Genomic DNA, 14,601 nt, shown 5'->3' on the forward strand with positions numbered 1-14,601 from the left:
CCGGCCGATGATGATGAAAACGTGTCCATACACCATTGTCACCACCCAAACCCGTCAACCATGCCCCAGGACATACCGTCAACCATGCCCCGACACATGCGTCAACTATCCGCTGAAGCTAAACACATGCCGTACCAGACCCGCACGTCGGTAAACAGACGGAATTGCGGCAGGAAACGCGTGGTTCCGGTCGCATATGAGGTGCGTGGCAGGCAGCGCAGCATCGATATGATGACGAGCACGGTCAGCAGATTGATCAGATGGAATGACCATCGCCAGCCGAACTGTTGTGCGATGAATGTACCGATCGGCACGCCGAAGACCGCGGCGATGGAGATGCCGGAGAAGATCCAGGACATGAACCGGGGCCGATCAGATGCGCCGACCAGATCCGGTGCGAACGTCATGGGCACGGCCACGAGTGGTCCGCTCACTGTGGCGATGACGATGCGCCCCACCAGCAGCATCGGATAATTCAGGGCAAAGGCGCACAGGACATTGCCGGCCAAGAAGATGCCCGTCATCGCCATCAAGGCATGGAATCGATTGAATTTCGCGGATACGGCCGCTCCGATTGGAGTCATCGGCGCGTATACGAGCGCGAAGGCAGAGACCAATGAACCGATGGCCGCCAACGAAACGCGCATGTCCGAGGCAATCGGCTGCATGACGCCAACCACGATGAACTCGCTCAGTCCCAGCAAAAACGTCAATGCGATAAGCGTGACGACCGGCACGGTGAAGAACCGGGATCCACTTCGCGTCCTCGTGGCATCCACTATGAATATCCTTTCCTGAATGGCATGATCAACTATCGAAATAAGGTGAACATGACTATCGATATGTTCACATCACTCACCTAGAAACTACTGTTATGATATCGATACAAACTCGATGAGATACGAGACGAACCATCACTATAGTTTCCATTACTATAGAAATCGTGACAACAATGACTGCCGAGCGAACGATTGATCAGACCTCTCCGAAGAGTCCCAATCCTCTGACCATTTTCTCCGATCTTTCGGAAACCCCGCACTACAATCTGCCGGGATTGCCGATGTACGCGAGACGCGACGACATGCGTCGCTATGGCTTCCGCATGGCGTGCCATTGGCATCGCGACCTGGAATTCATCCATGTTCTCAACGGCCATCCACGTGTATTCGTCAACGGCGCGCTCATTCCGTTGCATGCAGGCGAAGGCATCTTCATCAACTCGCGTCGCATGCACTATCTGGTATGCGACGACGGCGATGATGCCGGATTCGTCTCGGCGGTAATCGATGCTTCGCTGCTAGGCGCGATGTATGCGCCAATGGCAGCCGCCATGCTCAAGCGCATGGGCGACACCGCTCCTGATTACGTCGTACTCGACTCAACCTGTGAACGGGACCGCACGTTGCTGTTCGGTATCGACGAGCTCGAACGACTGATGTCCCGGTGCGAAAGTCACCAGGAGACGGGCGACGCGCTGACGGTGCTGCCGGCAGTCGCCCAGTCTGCACACTTGTGCTTTCTGGCGTTGGAAAGAGTCGAAGAAGGAACCATTACCGCCGAACCCAAGACGGTGGATCAAAGAACCTCGGAATATCCAACTCCTTCATCGGCACATGCCGCGGCAAACGATCCGGGGCCTGAGTTCAGATCGTTCCTGCTTATGATGGCCTTCATCCGCGCCAACGCATCACAAAAGATCACCCTTGACGACATCGCGCGCGCCGGCATAGTCAACCGTCGCGTCTGCTGCGAACTGTTTCGCGCATATGCCGGGCAGACTCCGATCGACTACCTCACCGATTATCGCCTCGGCAAGGCCCGTGAGTTGTTGTCCGAGGGAACCATGCCCATCAAGGAGATTTCGCAGGCCTGCGGCTTCTCGTCACCCGTTTATTTCAGTTACGTGTTCCGACGGCACATGGACGCCACCCCACGCCAATGGCGAGACCGAGAAATGACGAACTGAGGAGAGCGTAAGTGGTTGGTCAGCGTTGCTCCGTTATTCGCTTCTTTGCATCGGAAAACGGAATAGGCGGAAGCGCTCCTTACCATTACAGACGCAACGGCTGACCGTTATCCGCGACCAACGGCGGCAAGCTATCTCACATGCCATTACAAAATCAGGATCTTGGAATCACTATGACTCCAAGACCCTCGGCACTACTCAGCAATCACTACTTGGATTCGGCTGACTTGCCTTCCTTCCCCGCGTACCGGCTGGTACGGTCAATGAATCAGTCATCAGTCTTGGCAGCGAGCCTGCCGGCAATGTACCGATATTCCTGCGTGAGACCGGCGAAACCCCACGAGTCCGGACGCACGTCCTGAACCACGATGTAGCTGGCTTCGGACACCGTTCCGAGAATCGCCGCCATACCATCGAACGCACGCCGAACGAACAACGCCTTATCACCTTTGGCGTTGGTGCCCTCGGTGATCTTGATCTCCACATAGAATGTGCCCTCGCCACGATCCGGCACAGACCGCCCGCCGACGAACCAGCACGCAGGATCCGCGAAGTCCACGTCCACGGACACCACGTCACGCTGCTTCCCGAGAACGTCCACCGCCAGCCCGGTGAGCAAATCCGCAACCTTGGCTGCGATTTCCGTTGATCCATCTCCCGCAACACGAGCCCTGATGTACGGCATATCCGTCTCCTTCAATACAAGATATTGCATTGCAGAGTATACGGTACGACATCTACCGCCACCTCCGGCCGGTGGCTGTGTTTGGATTCCTCGTAACGACAGTGATGATGCGAACCGGCCATGACCATCAACCCCGACTTACGGCACCGCCAGACCTGAGACTGGTGACGCGCACGGCCAACGTGGTCAGCACCAGCTTGGCAAACACATGGTACAGCCTGTAGAACGTCAGCGGCGTGTAGTTCGCGCATCCGCGTTCGGCCTTCGCCAACGCCTTCGCCGTTTCCCTACGCAAATCAAGGTACGGCAGCCGAGCCAGTTTACCGGATGCGGCGCCGCGCACGTTCATTTCGGTGTCCATGTTGCCGGGGTGAACAGCAGTACATTGACGCCGCGCGCACGTTCCTCCTCATGCAACACACGCCATCGCACGGCGGAAGAAGCCTGGGGTGAAGCCACAAGTTCGAACCCACTTGATGAAAGCGTGCCCATGCGCAGACCTCGAATACGTCATTCCCGACACGGCACACACATGCGACCATTGATTCCACATATGACAGGGGTCTTGGAATTACCGAAATTCCAAGACCCCTGTCACTACCCGACAATCACTTCTTAGACGTTGGGGAGAACTTGAACTCGACCGACTTGCCGTACCGCAACAGCCGTCCACCCCCCACACTTGCGCAGTCGGCGGATAGTCATCCAGACATTGAAATCGAGCCATTTTTCAAAAGTCATTTATTTATCCTCGGACACATCGAATTTAAGCTCGATGCCTGCCGTCTTTTTCATCCTGCCTTGTTGTGGATATTCAAGTACAGCGCATGATAGTCTATTCGATCATTTGACAGACCGACCGACGGTCTGTATGCTTGTCGGCGACAAGATTGAAAGGTGAACCGCATGACGCACAATACGCATCCCGAGGAGACCGAGCAGCGAATTCTCGATTCCGCCCGCAGACTCTTCGCCGAAAAGGGCTACGAGAAGACATCCATTCAGGACATCCTGAACGACCTAGGACTGTCCAAGGGCGGACTCTACCACCATTTCAAATCGAAAGAGGCGATCCTCGACCAACTAAACGCCGACGAGTGGGCCGTCACCGCACGTCTCCTCGACGAACTCATCAAGCGTGACGACATGAGCGCGTTGGAGAAGTTGCGTGCACTCATCATTTCCGCCGTGGACGTCCCCAACCACTTGGATCTTGTCCGTTCCCAGCTCGCGCTTCTCAAAGACCCCACATTCTTTACCGCGAACATGCGCTTCTGGTCGACGGAGCTACCGAAGTCCTTCCGGTCGCTCATCGACATGGGAGTGCAGGACGGTTCCATCCCCACGACGTACCCAGAGGAGGCGGCGCAGCTGCTCTCGCTCCTCGGCAACTACTGGCTCATGCCCTGCTTCTATCCCGCCGACCATGCCGACATGGAACGTCGCATCCGTTGTCTCGCCACGATGCTCGATGCCATCGGTGTGCCAGTGTTCGATGAAACGCTCATCCTGCGGCTGGGCGAAGGCCTCGCGGACCTGATGTCAGAAGAGGCACCGGCGTCAGCATAGGCCGTACCCGAGCGCCGGCCTGCAGATTATGGCGTCCAAGTGAAAGGACGTTTGTACGTCCTTTGCTGTGGCGCATTTTTTATCACCGGAACAGACCGACGGTCGGTCTGAATAGGTGGTCATGAATATCCAAGGAAAGGAATCCCGCGATGACGAACACATTCAAACATACGGCACAGCCATCAATGAACCAAGCCACGGACCCTCTTCACGTACGCGACTTCTACCTGCTCGTCGCAGGTCTCGGCATATCGCTCTTCGCCAACCTCATGTTGCGGTTCGCCATGTCCATGTGGGTGCTTGACGAGACTGGCTCGGCGGCGGCGTTCGCCTCCATCCTCACGGCAAGCATCCTGCCCACGATCCTGCTCTCGCCCCTCGGCGGTGTGGTGGCGGACCGCACGAACCGCCGAACCGTCATGGTGGCGCTCGACGCGCTCTCCGCTGCAACGGTACTCGTCTGCGCCATGATCTTCTCGGTTGTCGGCTTCAATCTGGCGGCGATCGCCGTGATGCAAGTGATGCTCGCCGTGCTCGATGCCATGGAGACGCCCACGGTGCAGGCGGCGCTGCCGCAGATGTTCCGCTCCCACGGCGAGGACGTGATGCGCCGCGCCATGGCCGTGGTGAACGCGGTGAACCAGACGAGCACGCTCGTACCGGCCATGCTCGGCGGCGTGCTCTACGCGGCGGTGGGCGCCATGCCCATGATGGGCATTACCATCGTGGGATTCGGCACGGCCGCCGCCGTGGAATGTTTCATCCGAATCGGTGCTCCCGAACGCGGTGACGATGAGCGAACCTCCGCCCTGGACGACCTGCGCGCGGCCGGACGTTTCCTCACCCGCGAGCGTCCCCATGTACTGCATCTGGTGCTGCTCTGCGCCGCGCTCAACTTCCTGGTGACTGGATATGCGGAGGTCGGCTTCCCCTACATGGTGCGTACCGTGCTGGGGTTCGACTCCACGGCGTACGGACTTGCATACGGTCTCGTGGGAGTATCCGGACTGCTCGGTGCGCTCGTCGGGGGACGGACCGCGAAGTCGCTTTCCAAGCGGCGATTCCCGATGGCAATCGCCGCCTTCTCGCTCACCATCCTGCCCCAAGCGCTCGCCATGACGCTTCCCGCCGTCGACGGAGTGCGCTTTGTGGTGCTCACGACCAGCACCTGCGGAACCATGGTCGCCATCACCCTCGCGAACCTCATCGCCGTGCCGGCGATCCAGCTGGGCTGTCCCGAGGACATGACCGGCAAGGTGATGTCGCTCGCGCTCTCCACGAGCATGTGCGCCCAGCCTCTCGGACAGATCACATACGGCTGGGCGTACAGCGTTTATCCAGCAGGAGCGGTCCTGGCGATGACTTTCATGCTGGCCGTTGCCATGTTGCCATTGGTTGCACACGTAGCGCGGAGGTTCTAGGGCATACTACCCATCCAGGGCCCTCGACGCTGCCCGACAAGCACTTCTTAGACGCTGGTAAGAAGTTGAACTCGGCGTGATGTCGTAAAACGACATCACGCCGAAACCAGTTCGCCGTGAGCAGCGTATTCATATGAGTGGTCGTACAAATACGTGGGAGAGATGTCGATGTCGCCATCGCACCACGTCAGTATGCCGTGGTCGATGTGGAATTCCTCGAATGTCTTCTCGTCCCGCAGCGGGGCAAAGGCGGGAACATCGTCGTACATTTCAGTGAAATCGCACAGTCGCGTCTCGCCTGTGGAAAATGTCACCAGCATGACATGGTCATCCGTGACGCGGGCCGACCGGACCTCCAGTTCCCGAACAGGTTCATCCGCATACAGGATGCCATTCACTTCGAACATGGTAGGCTCCTTTCCTCACGAAAGCGGCTTGATACGGGCAAACGGTCGTTCGCCGCGGCCTTATTCCGTGTCTCTGCAGCGCACAACCCGGAAGGCTCTGCTGTATCCAAATCTGGCGTTTACGCTCCAAGCAGGCTGTTGTTGCGGATTACGGGCGCGTGCTCGATGTCGGGTTGCAACGCGTCGAGCTGGGAGGCAAGCTTCGACTCGTTCACCACGGGGATGTCGAACAGCGTACGGGCCGCGGCGTGCAGATAGTCGTTCAGTGCTTCGATGCGGCCGTCTTCAAGCGGATATGTCGGATCGTTCTCCAACGTGACGTCCAATGCCTTGCGCAGCATCTCGTGCTGCGCGACCCCCATGATGACCTCGCACTGGTTGTAAAACGTCATGCGCGAGTTCGACGGCTGACGTTCCTCCAACACTTTCGGGGTCCATGCGCCACGTTCCCAATCGGAGCGCATGTCGTTCTTGAACAGCGACATGTTGTGGTCGAACAGAGGTGCCGGGCCGAGGATACGGCCCGTATGGTTGTCACGTAGGAACCCGTGGTTGTTGGCGTGCCGGTCCTGGTTGACGATGAGCGCGTCGAATACGAGCATCGTGCGCATCGCCTCGAACGACTCCACGGACACAGCACGGGCGGCGGCGAGGATCTCAGGGAACGAGGCGAGCTGTGTGGCCGCGTAGAACGGTACGAACGACACATCCTTCGAGTTCATGGAAGGGCACACCGATGCTAGTTTGCCCTTCCAACGGGCGATACGGTAATCGACCGCGTTCACGCCGATCTTGTGCGCCAGCTGCGAGGCAAGATATTCGGAATACGGTTCCAACCCGGCGTTCGCATAACCCTCGGAACCGGCCTTCCACAATTCCAGACCACCACCGGTATGCCGCCACGCCTTCGGGAACTGCCCGTCCGTCGTCCATTCGCTCGACAGGCCTATCGCATGCTTCTCGCTCGACGTATACCCCGTATACGCCACGATGGCGAGCGTCTCGTCCAACGGATTATCGTACAGATTGATGCCCGCGAACCTGAGATTCTCATCGTCGCGTTCGACCCAGAACGAGTCGTTGACCGACAGTCCCTTGCACAGGTCGATGATGCCGAGTGTATCCGCGATGTTCAGTCCTGCCTGCGCGAGGATCTGGGACGCGAACTCACGGTTCTTCGGGATGGTGCGCCGTTCCAGCCAAGCGGTGAGCTTCGCATCATCCGGCTCCGGAGCCAACGGGAACGGCAGCAGCGCCCGCTTCGACTCGTCGAACCAGCGGATGTGAGCCTCGACCTTGCCGGCCAACAGTCCCTCGCCATATGAAGCATCGAACTGGAGCAGCGGGGTGTCATACAGACGCAACACATAACCGGCCATGAGGCACTTTCCTTAGCAGCAAGCCTGAACGCTATGAAGAAACGGCCCTTGAAATCAATCGTTTCAAGGGCCACAATTACGTTCAACTATTTCTTGCTGACGTTGAACTTGAACTCTTTGTGATTATTAGTTTTTATGTAGATTTTCCTACTATTCCAACACTTTGCTAAGATTGATGCAATGACCTTTGACAACAAAATGTCAAAATGAAGGAGCAGCATGACGAGCGGCAAGAAACCTGTTAGGAAGAATCGCAAGGCAATCTCGATACTGAATGGCCGTGCCTCCATGACTGCGCCTACCGCCGCATCACCATACTGGAGACCTCGATGGCGCGATCCGAAAACGGGGAAAATGCGGACTACGAACTGCACGACTCAGGACGCAGCCATCGAGGCAGCCCGCAGGGGGCTCGGCGATGTCACGCAGACACGGGCAAACATCCAACCTCCAACGTTTGAAGAGATGTTCTACGAAATGTCCACCGTGAAAGGAAGCAACTGGTCAGACGGCACTCGAGCGGGAATGATTTCCCTGTATAAGAAGCATCTTGCGCCGGTGCTTGGCAGCAAACCAGTGACACGTATCACGCAATCGGACATTCGCGACATCACGTTACCTACGTTGAACAACGAGCGTCAGCGTAAGATTAAGAGCCTTATCAAAGGAACTATGGCACAAGCTGAACGGTGGACCGGAAACGATGCAACATTTTATTCTTCACAACTCATAATCACGGGGAAAGCATACAAGGGCCGCACCAAGCCCGTTGACGAGCGCGACATTCCCAGTGGTAAATACATTGCCGACATCATCACTGCCGCGTACAGCACCATGAGCATTACGCCACTGGATGATGCAATGCCCGGACAGCGTAGAGGGAAATCAACCCTTATAGACCCTATGACGGGGAAAAAGACCAGCAGCGCACGAGAGGTTACGCGCATGTTCAATGAGTCACCTGACGCCTTCGATGGCATCATGGACATTACCCCGCTTGACGCTCGTATTCGTTTGGGCCTCCCTGTCGATGAGGAAGATGCTCAAACACGATCGGCAAACATGCCGAAAAAACAGACGAAGCACATTCCCGTGTATGCCGGTGACATCCGACGCAGCATACCAAGGCACCTACATCATCAGAATGAACGCAAAGCAGCAGAGGTGGTAGCTTGTGGCGAACGCTTTCGACTCATCGGCCTTGCGTTTGCTTTGAGTGCAGCCGGCGGTCTCCGCGTAGGGGAAATGCTACCGCTGCGTGTCAGGCATTTCCTGACCCGCGAACAGGCAGCGCGCATGTTCGTTTCCAGCCTCGCCATTCATAACGATACTCGAACTGTTACTATCGAGGGCAAGGCGGTTCCCGCCAGCACCGATGTCTACGCCGTTCGTCGGAGCCAAAGCAAGACAGGGACGTTTCCCGTCTGGGACAGCCGTGCGGATTACAACGGGCGGATCAGCATCGAAGAACAGATAACACAGGCGGGAACGAAGTACCTTATTCAGCCGCCGAAAATGGGTATCGGCAGAGAACGTGTAGCGCACTTGCCGTATTTCCTTCCTAATTGGGAATACATAGCAAATCGAACGCACGTCAGCCAGCGCGAGGCAATTGGCAACATCGTCGCACGTTTCAAGCAGCAGCCGGAGTCACAGAACAACGTGTCATTCTGGACATGCACTGACGAAGAAGCCGGCCTGCTGTGGACCAAGGGGTATGTGCCTATAGGATGGATGCTTCTCGAACGTTTCCGCGAACTGTGGAACTCGCCAGCCCTCGCCGACATACCGCCGAATAAGCGTATAGACGAGTTCCGTGAAATGCTCCTATTCCCGGCACGTTCCAATCCACGTATGACCAAGGACGGTCTGCCGGCCATACGCCCCATACCTGGATGGACGAACAACACCGCCATAGTGCCTGGTACCTGCGGATACATGACCGAAGCTAACTTTGTTGAAAGAAGTCTCAATCCGATTTTTGATTACGTATCCGCCAACACTGGTGAATACCCGCTTCACCGTAAAAACTCAATACACAACAGAAAAGGCTGGACCTATCATGGGTTACGTCATTTCGCGGCATCCAGCCGCATACAAGCAGGCGTGCCCATTCCACAGGTAGCGGCGGAGCTCGGGCATAAGAACGCTTCGTTTACTCTTGATCGTTATGCGCATATGGTCAAGGAAGCCATACCTCCAACTGGATTTGAGTACTGACAAACAGTAACCATACATTCCCAGTCGCCATTGAACCTTAAGCACAACGTGCACGCATATTTATCCAAGAAAACGCGAACAAGTTGTGCTTAAGGTATACGTCTCGCATTATTTTTTTCTCAGCGGATGTGGTTTCGTGATGTCGATACCGGCCGATGCATAAACGGAGATGATTTGCGCTTCATTGAGTTCGCTCATCCGATGATGTGCCAATATGCACTTGTTGGGATTGACGCAGAACTCGGCTTCTTCGGGGCTGACGATATGGATTATCGCGGGGTCTTTGACGCTTGGCATGGCTGCTCCTTTCCGGAGAAATGTTGTCAAGGACATATCGTCGAAAAAAAGAAAAAGTCGCTCGCGCTTTTGCCCCGCCGCCGCGCTTCATTACTGCCGCATCGCCTACCGGCATTTCGGCGGGGTCGTTCTCCCGGTCCAGCGTGCTCTAAGCGTATGCGGCGACAAAGAGCTGGCCCATATATCTCAGACCACGACGGCTCTCCAATGGAATGACCATGCCCCGACGCCGGAAGTGTACTACCTGCTTTTCTGCCGTTCTTATTGTCTTTCTGACGGCGGTTATGCGTGATTTGCTCACCGACGTGGTTATGGCGATAATCCCGTTCCACCGGCGTTATCGACGTCAGGCGGTTTCCGGCCTCATCGAACGCGGTATCTAATGCGCGTTCTGCGATATTGACTGGCAAGTCGTCATACATCGTATCTGACGACTTCATACCATCATCCGTACTTAGGGGAAGGACACCGAAATGACCAGCACCTTGCGCCCAACCAAAGGCGATCGGAGGACATTGGAAGCATTGGTGAGGTTCCGTTGCCTTAGCATTCTGAGTGCCGTCCGGTTTTCCGGACTTGCGTTGTCAAGTCGCTATAGGGTCAGCCGTCGTCTTCGCGCCTATGCGGAACGCGGTTATGTGCGCGTCATCACCGGCCCGAGTGCGCACGTCGTGTTCACGCCGACGCCCAAACTGATTCCGTTGTTGGGATTGGAAACACCGCCGTTGAGAGCTACAGATGCTTCGGCACACGCGCTGGCAGTATCGAGCATCGCATCACAACTGGCACATGGCGATAACGTGCTGCGTTTGCCCGTCGATGAATGGGAAAACATTCGCGTGCAGATGGAGGATTATGAAGCAGGTCTGGTTTGTGAAGCAGACCTGCGCATGGCCGAAAGCCGGCTACGCCAGTCTGGTAAACGAGACCAGGCCGTGGCGCAGATGTTGCATCTGATGGATACGCAACGTGATGATGTCGCATACAGGGCATGGGCTGGAGGGAATCCATATCAATCGTGGCCGTGGATTGTCATGGCACACGGCGAGGCATGGAGCATGCGCGAGCAACGCATGGTCAGTAACGTGTATGCCGAATCAGACAGCGCTGTTATCTCACTGACCGACCATCGACCCGACTTGGTTCTTGCCCGACCATTCCATCAATCCATCGCCATCGAGGTCGAGCTGACGCGCAAACCCGTGAACGATTACATCGCCACGATGGCCGGATACTCCACTCGGCAGAGCCGCGACGCTTACGCACTGGTCGTTTGGATTGCGACCAACGAGGCTATCGCTCATGCGATTCGTCGTGGTATCGCGGCGACCGGCACCGAACAGCTGGCACATGTTGTGATGGCCGATTCCAACGGTGGACCGTTGTGGGGCGGCGTCGATTTGACGACCAGAGTATGACGGATGTGCAAACACATTCCGACGGTATCATCCGGCATGGCATGCATCACTTTGTACGTGCCGCGGCAATAGCAGCCGGAACAGGACTCTCTATATTCCCTTAAAACCAAACGTCGGCCGCCACCATAATGGCATCGGCCGACGTAAGAGCAACTGACGATAACACGGGCTTCCCTCCCGCGGAACTGAAACATGGAGGTGTTTCGTAATGTCCTCAACAGCAATATCTACCGCGCAACGGCTCACACTCGCCAAAGATGAGCGTCAACTTGAACGCGCGCATCGTAATAGCGTTTTGCAAAAGCGAATCCATGACGGCGAACTGGAAATGTCCCGCTGGCAGCTGCTGGCAGCGAGGAACACAGACCATCTATTGCGCATCGTCGCGTCGGCCGGAGCCGGTAAGACCCGGACACTCGCCAACGCAATCGCGGCCGCAGCCACGCTTCACGACGCGAAACACATCGCCGTTATCACGTTCACTCGCAAGGCGACGCGCGTCATCGATGGTGCACTCACACGCAATGGCGTGTACGGCGCCAGCGTGAGCACACTCGATTCACTCGCTCTGCGGATACTAAAAGCTGCTGGCATACATATCAACGCTATCACCGACGCTGACAAGAGAGCAATCCTCACCGATATCCGAAAAACCTGCATGGAAGAACAGCCGCACGAACGCATCACGCTGAAACAAATGATGCATGACACGACGTATTATGCCATGCATCCTGACGAACAGCCCGAATCCGAATACCTCAAAGCCATCCTGAAGGAATATACCAAACAATGCAAGGATATTTACAGCGCCGAATGGCCGACCATCGAGTTACTCGCCGCGCAGCACTACCCAAAATCTGGCCTCCAGTTTGAGATACTAGGCGTGGATGAAGCCCAGGACCTTAATCCTACGCAAATACAACTGGTAGAAAGCATCACCGCCACGACGATGCAGACCATCATCGCCGGTGATTGGCGGCAAGGCATCATGACCTTTCAAGGTGCGACGCCCGACTGGTTTCGTGACGGCACAAACTTCGACCAGACATTAGAGCTTCCTATCAATCACCGATGCGCACCGAAAATAGTCAATGTCGCAAATCGCATCTTCGGGGACCACATCAAGGCCTCCAGTAATGCCACGACCGGCATGGTACCACAGCTGATACGAGCGAACAATGAACAGGACGAAGCAGAAAAAATCGCCGACATTATTGAAGGCCTGTTGTCCGATGGGCATACTGCGGCGAGCAACATCAAGTTCCTTGCGTGGCGTCGCAGCCAGTTCCGAGAACTGAAACGAACGCTTGCAGAACGCGGCATGCCAATAAACGAGGATGCCTTCCGCACCATCCATTCATACAAAGGTGATGAGGCAAACATCGTCGTTCTGGTGGGCGTGAGTCGAGCCGTATGGGGCGATCGCAGCGATGAAGCGGACATGTTGCTATATGTGGGAATGACACGAGCGAGACTGGGGCTCATCATCTCCTATCCCGACCAAACGATTCTCCCCGGCGGCCGCACTTCCACAGTCTACGGCCCATATCTCACACTTGAAGACTGCGCCTTGCAAGAGTCATCCGATTCAGAGACGATTCTCGGCAAGCTCCACCGCGACATCAGTAGTCGTCACCTGTTGGAAGATGTCATCGAGGACAACAGGACCGCACAGAACATCGCCATCCAGAAAAAGCAGCAGAGTCGTGTCGTCGCGAGCTACCAACGCCTAGGCAACGTAAAGGTGGCAGCGAAGCTGACGGATTGCGCGGATAAGCTAACGTTCGAGACCATGACCGACGGAAGTGTTCGACGCAGCCTGTTGGCGCACGCATGGTTCTGCAACCAGAAGACCTGCAATATTTGTATGGGAAGACGGGCCGTGCGCAACCAACTGCGCGTTGGCGCGGCACTCGATTGTTTGTTTAACCCCAAATGCTACCAGGATTTACTGCCTGATGAACTGTATGAGCGTATTGCCAGGATGCGGTTTGCGACACCTGCCTTCTTCACGGCGACTATGCCCAACTTCGATGACCTTGCGCTCGGTATCCGCGTGCTCAATCTCGCCGTCCGTAAGCTCACTCACACGAATACCGGCCGTATTATGAGCGAACGCGAACGAGTGTTCACGCAAGGCATCGTCGGCACCACGCGCAGCGACGAAGCGACCAATCGGTACATCAACGCAGGACTGCACGAACTGGAATACCAGCTACAGCAACACGAATCTATGCACGACTTGACCGACACACAACTAAATGAACTTCGCCAGAAGATAACCGACATTCGGGCGGGCGGCGAATGGCACGTACACGCCCACATGATTTTCGCGACGTTGGGAACCTATTACCATGACCAGCTTCATAGCAACGACATTAAGAATGGACACGACTACAAAGGTGACATCGTAGAGGCCAATCACTTATACAAAGACCGTCTGTGGTGGAAGTTGGAGTGGACCAGCGCCGTCCAGAAAGCCGTGAACTCCGTCATCAGGCAGGACCGGGCAAAAGGGATAGCACACGATGATTTCCAGACTGGCCGTTGGAAACGGTTTCTGAGCATGCGCCGCACCGATGTGGAACAAACCATTGAGCAAGCCCAGGCTCAAGTTGAACAATGCGAGCCGGGTACAGTCGCCTATGATGCCGCTCGGGAAGCTGAAAAGCAGGCTTGGGCCAACGGAGCGGTAATTGATATCGAAGCTATCAGCATCAAGGGAAAAAATATGACGTCGGAACAAAAAAGGAAACTTAACAGGCATCCCGAACTGCTGAAATCCGCTATACAAGAAACCTGCAAATATGCCTTCAAGCCGGATGAACTTTTCGTAAAAACCAGCAAGGACGAGCTCGACCAAATCCTGCCACAAATAGACGCCACATCAGGCGCGCGTCTCATCTCTCGCACCGGCATCATCGCTCAAGTGCTTCAAGATGCTGATGAGCGACGGCTCTGCGATCGTTACTTGCAACGTGCGCGAACCGGTAACGTGGACTGGACGCTGGAGCAGTCCGTCACATTCAATTGGCTGACCGACCTCCGCCAATATGTTCAATACGAAACCGTTAACGCGGATGACGGCGAAGCCGATTTTCGGTCATAATCTCAACTGGCACGTAGTGGTGGGGCCGACGAACAATCAGTTCGTCGGCCCCACCACTACGTGCCAGTTGTTTCTATATAACAATCAATACAGCCGTTGCCAGCTGTTTGGCTTGTATGAACGAGAAGAA

Annotated in this window: 12 protein-coding genes; 6 read left to right on the plus strand and 6 right to left on the minus strand. The window is 55.9% G+C overall.

What is annotated here, in order from left to right:
• Positions 1-101: 101 nt before the first annotated feature.
• On the minus strand, positions 102-779 hold the full coding sequence (locus DSM100688_RS11235; protein ID WP_163146978.1) for an MFS transporter: 678 nt from the start codon (positions 777-779) through the stop codon (positions 102-104).
• 173 nt (positions 780-952) lie between these two features.
• Here DSM100688_RS11235 and DSM100688_RS11240 point away from each other — a divergent pair, with 173 nt between their 5' ends.
• The gene (locus DSM100688_RS11240) at positions 953-1,966 is read left to right on the plus strand and encodes an AraC family transcriptional regulator (RefSeq protein ID WP_239519463.1); all 1,014 of its coding nucleotides are present in this window, start codon (positions 953-955) and stop codon (positions 1,964-1,966) included.
• Positions 1,967-2,234: 268 nt separating this feature from the next.
• Here DSM100688_RS11240 and DSM100688_RS11245 read toward each other — a convergent pair whose 3' ends face one another.
• A complete protein-coding gene (locus DSM100688_RS11245; protein ID WP_204316750.1) occupies positions 2,235-2,666 on the minus strand; it encodes a tautomerase family protein in 432 nt (143 codons plus the stop codon).
• 112 nt (positions 2,667-2,778) lie between these two features.
• On the minus strand, positions 2,779-3,012 hold the full coding sequence (locus tag DSM100688_RS11250) for a hypothetical protein (protein WP_152359183.1): 234 nt from the start codon (positions 3,010-3,012) through the stop codon (positions 2,779-2,781).
• 545 nt (positions 3,013-3,557) lie between these two features.
• Between DSM100688_RS11250 and DSM100688_RS11260 the strand changes: the two genes are divergently transcribed.
• Both DSM100688_RS11260 and DSM100688_RS11265 read left to right on the plus strand, forming a co-directional pair.
• A complete protein-coding gene (locus DSM100688_RS11260; RefSeq protein ID WP_152359184.1) occupies positions 3,558-4,220 on the plus strand; it encodes a TetR/AcrR family transcriptional regulator in 663 nt (220 codons plus the stop codon).
• Between the two features lie 149 nt (positions 4,221-4,369).
• Positions 4,370-5,641 (plus strand): MFS transporter, encoded by a 1,272-nt coding sequence (locus tag DSM100688_RS11265; RefSeq protein WP_152359185.1) that lies wholly within the window; start codon positions 4,370-4,372, stop codon positions 5,639-5,641.
• A 95-nt stretch (positions 5,642-5,736) separates the two neighbouring features.
• Here DSM100688_RS11265 and DSM100688_RS11270 read toward each other — a convergent pair whose 3' ends face one another.
• Together DSM100688_RS11270 and DSM100688_RS11275 are read right to left on the minus strand one after the other, a co-directional pair.
• Positions 5,737-6,048, minus strand: coding sequence for a DUF2442 domain-containing protein (locus DSM100688_RS11270; RefSeq protein WP_152359186.1), 312 nt, complete (start codon positions 6,046-6,048; stop codon positions 5,737-5,739).
• 119 nt (positions 6,049-6,167) lie between these two features.
• Entirely contained in the window at positions 6,168-7,427 is a 1,260-nt protein-coding gene (locus DSM100688_RS11275) for a HipA family kinase (RefSeq protein ID WP_152359187.1), read from the minus strand.
• A 219-nt stretch (positions 7,428-7,646) separates the two neighbouring features.
• On the opposite strand from DSM100688_RS11275, the gene DSM100688_RS11280 reads away from it, so the two are divergent.
• Complete coding sequence (locus DSM100688_RS11280; protein WP_109056669.1) at positions 7,647-9,647, plus strand: tyrosine-type recombinase/integrase; 2,001 nt, start codon at positions 7,647-7,649, stop codon at positions 9,645-9,647.
• A 108-nt stretch (positions 9,648-9,755) separates the two neighbouring features.
• On the opposite strand, the gene DSM100688_RS11285 is transcribed toward DSM100688_RS11280, so the two are convergent.
• A complete protein-coding gene (locus tag DSM100688_RS11285; RefSeq protein ID WP_109056670.1) occupies positions 9,756-9,944 on the minus strand; it encodes a hypothetical protein in 189 nt (62 codons plus the stop codon).
• A gap of 473 nt (positions 9,945-10,417) precedes the next feature.
• Here DSM100688_RS11285 and DSM100688_RS11290 point away from each other — a divergent pair, with 473 nt between their 5' ends.
• Positions 10,418-11,362: a hypothetical protein gene (locus DSM100688_RS11290; RefSeq protein ID WP_109056671.1), complete on the plus strand. Its 945-nt coding sequence runs from the start codon at positions 10,418-10,420 to the stop codon at positions 11,360-11,362.
• A 208-nt stretch (positions 11,363-11,570) separates the two neighbouring features.
• Positions 11,571-14,471, plus strand: coding sequence for a UvrD-helicase domain-containing protein (locus DSM100688_RS11295; RefSeq protein ID WP_109056672.1), 2,901 nt, complete (start codon positions 11,571-11,573; stop codon positions 14,469-14,471).
• The last annotated feature ends 130 nt before the right edge of the window (positions 14,472-14,601 follow it).

The sequence above is a fragment of the Bifidobacterium ramosum genome, assembly GCF_009299505.1.
In the GTDB taxonomy this organism is placed as follows: Bacteria; Actinomycetota; Actinomycetes; order Actinomycetales; family Bifidobacteriaceae; genus Bifidobacterium; species Bifidobacterium ramosum.

Bases quoted from the DNA above. Each gene is read 5' to 3' on its own strand.
- DSM100688_RS11240 (WP_239519463.1), top strand. From the start codon at position 953: ATGACTGCCGAGCGAACGATTGATCAGACCTCTCCGAAGAGTCCCAAT.
- DSM100688_RS11250 (WP_152359183.1), bottom strand. From the start codon at position 3,012: ATGGACACCGAAATGAACGTGCGCGGCGCCGCATCCGGTAAACTGGCT.
- DSM100688_RS11260 (WP_152359184.1), top strand. From the start codon at position 3,558: ATGACGCACAATACGCATCCCGAGGAGACCGAGCAGCGAATTCTCGAT.
- DSM100688_RS11265 (WP_152359185.1), top strand. From the start codon at position 4,370: ATGACGAACACATTCAAACATACGGCACAGCCATCAATGAACCAAGCC.
- DSM100688_RS11270 (WP_152359186.1), bottom strand. From the start codon at position 6,048: ATGTTCGAAGTGAATGGCATCCTGTATGCGGATGAACCTGTTCGGGAA.
- DSM100688_RS11275 (WP_152359187.1), bottom strand. From the start codon at position 7,427: ATGGCCGGTTATGTGTTGCGTCTGTATGACACCCCGCTGCTCCAGTTC.
- DSM100688_RS11280 (WP_109056669.1), top strand. From the start codon at position 7,647: ATGACGAGCGGCAAGAAACCTGTTAGGAAGAATCGCAAGGCAATCTCG.
- DSM100688_RS11285 (WP_109056670.1), bottom strand. From the start codon at position 9,944: ATGCCAAGCGTCAAAGACCCCGCGATAATCCATATCGTCAGCCCCGAA.
- DSM100688_RS11290 (WP_109056671.1), top strand. From the start codon at position 10,418: ATGACCAGCACCTTGCGCCCAACCAAAGGCGATCGGAGGACATTGGAA.
- DSM100688_RS11295 (WP_109056672.1), top strand. From the start codon at position 11,571: ATGTCCTCAACAGCAATATCTACCGCGCAACGGCTCACACTCGCCAAA.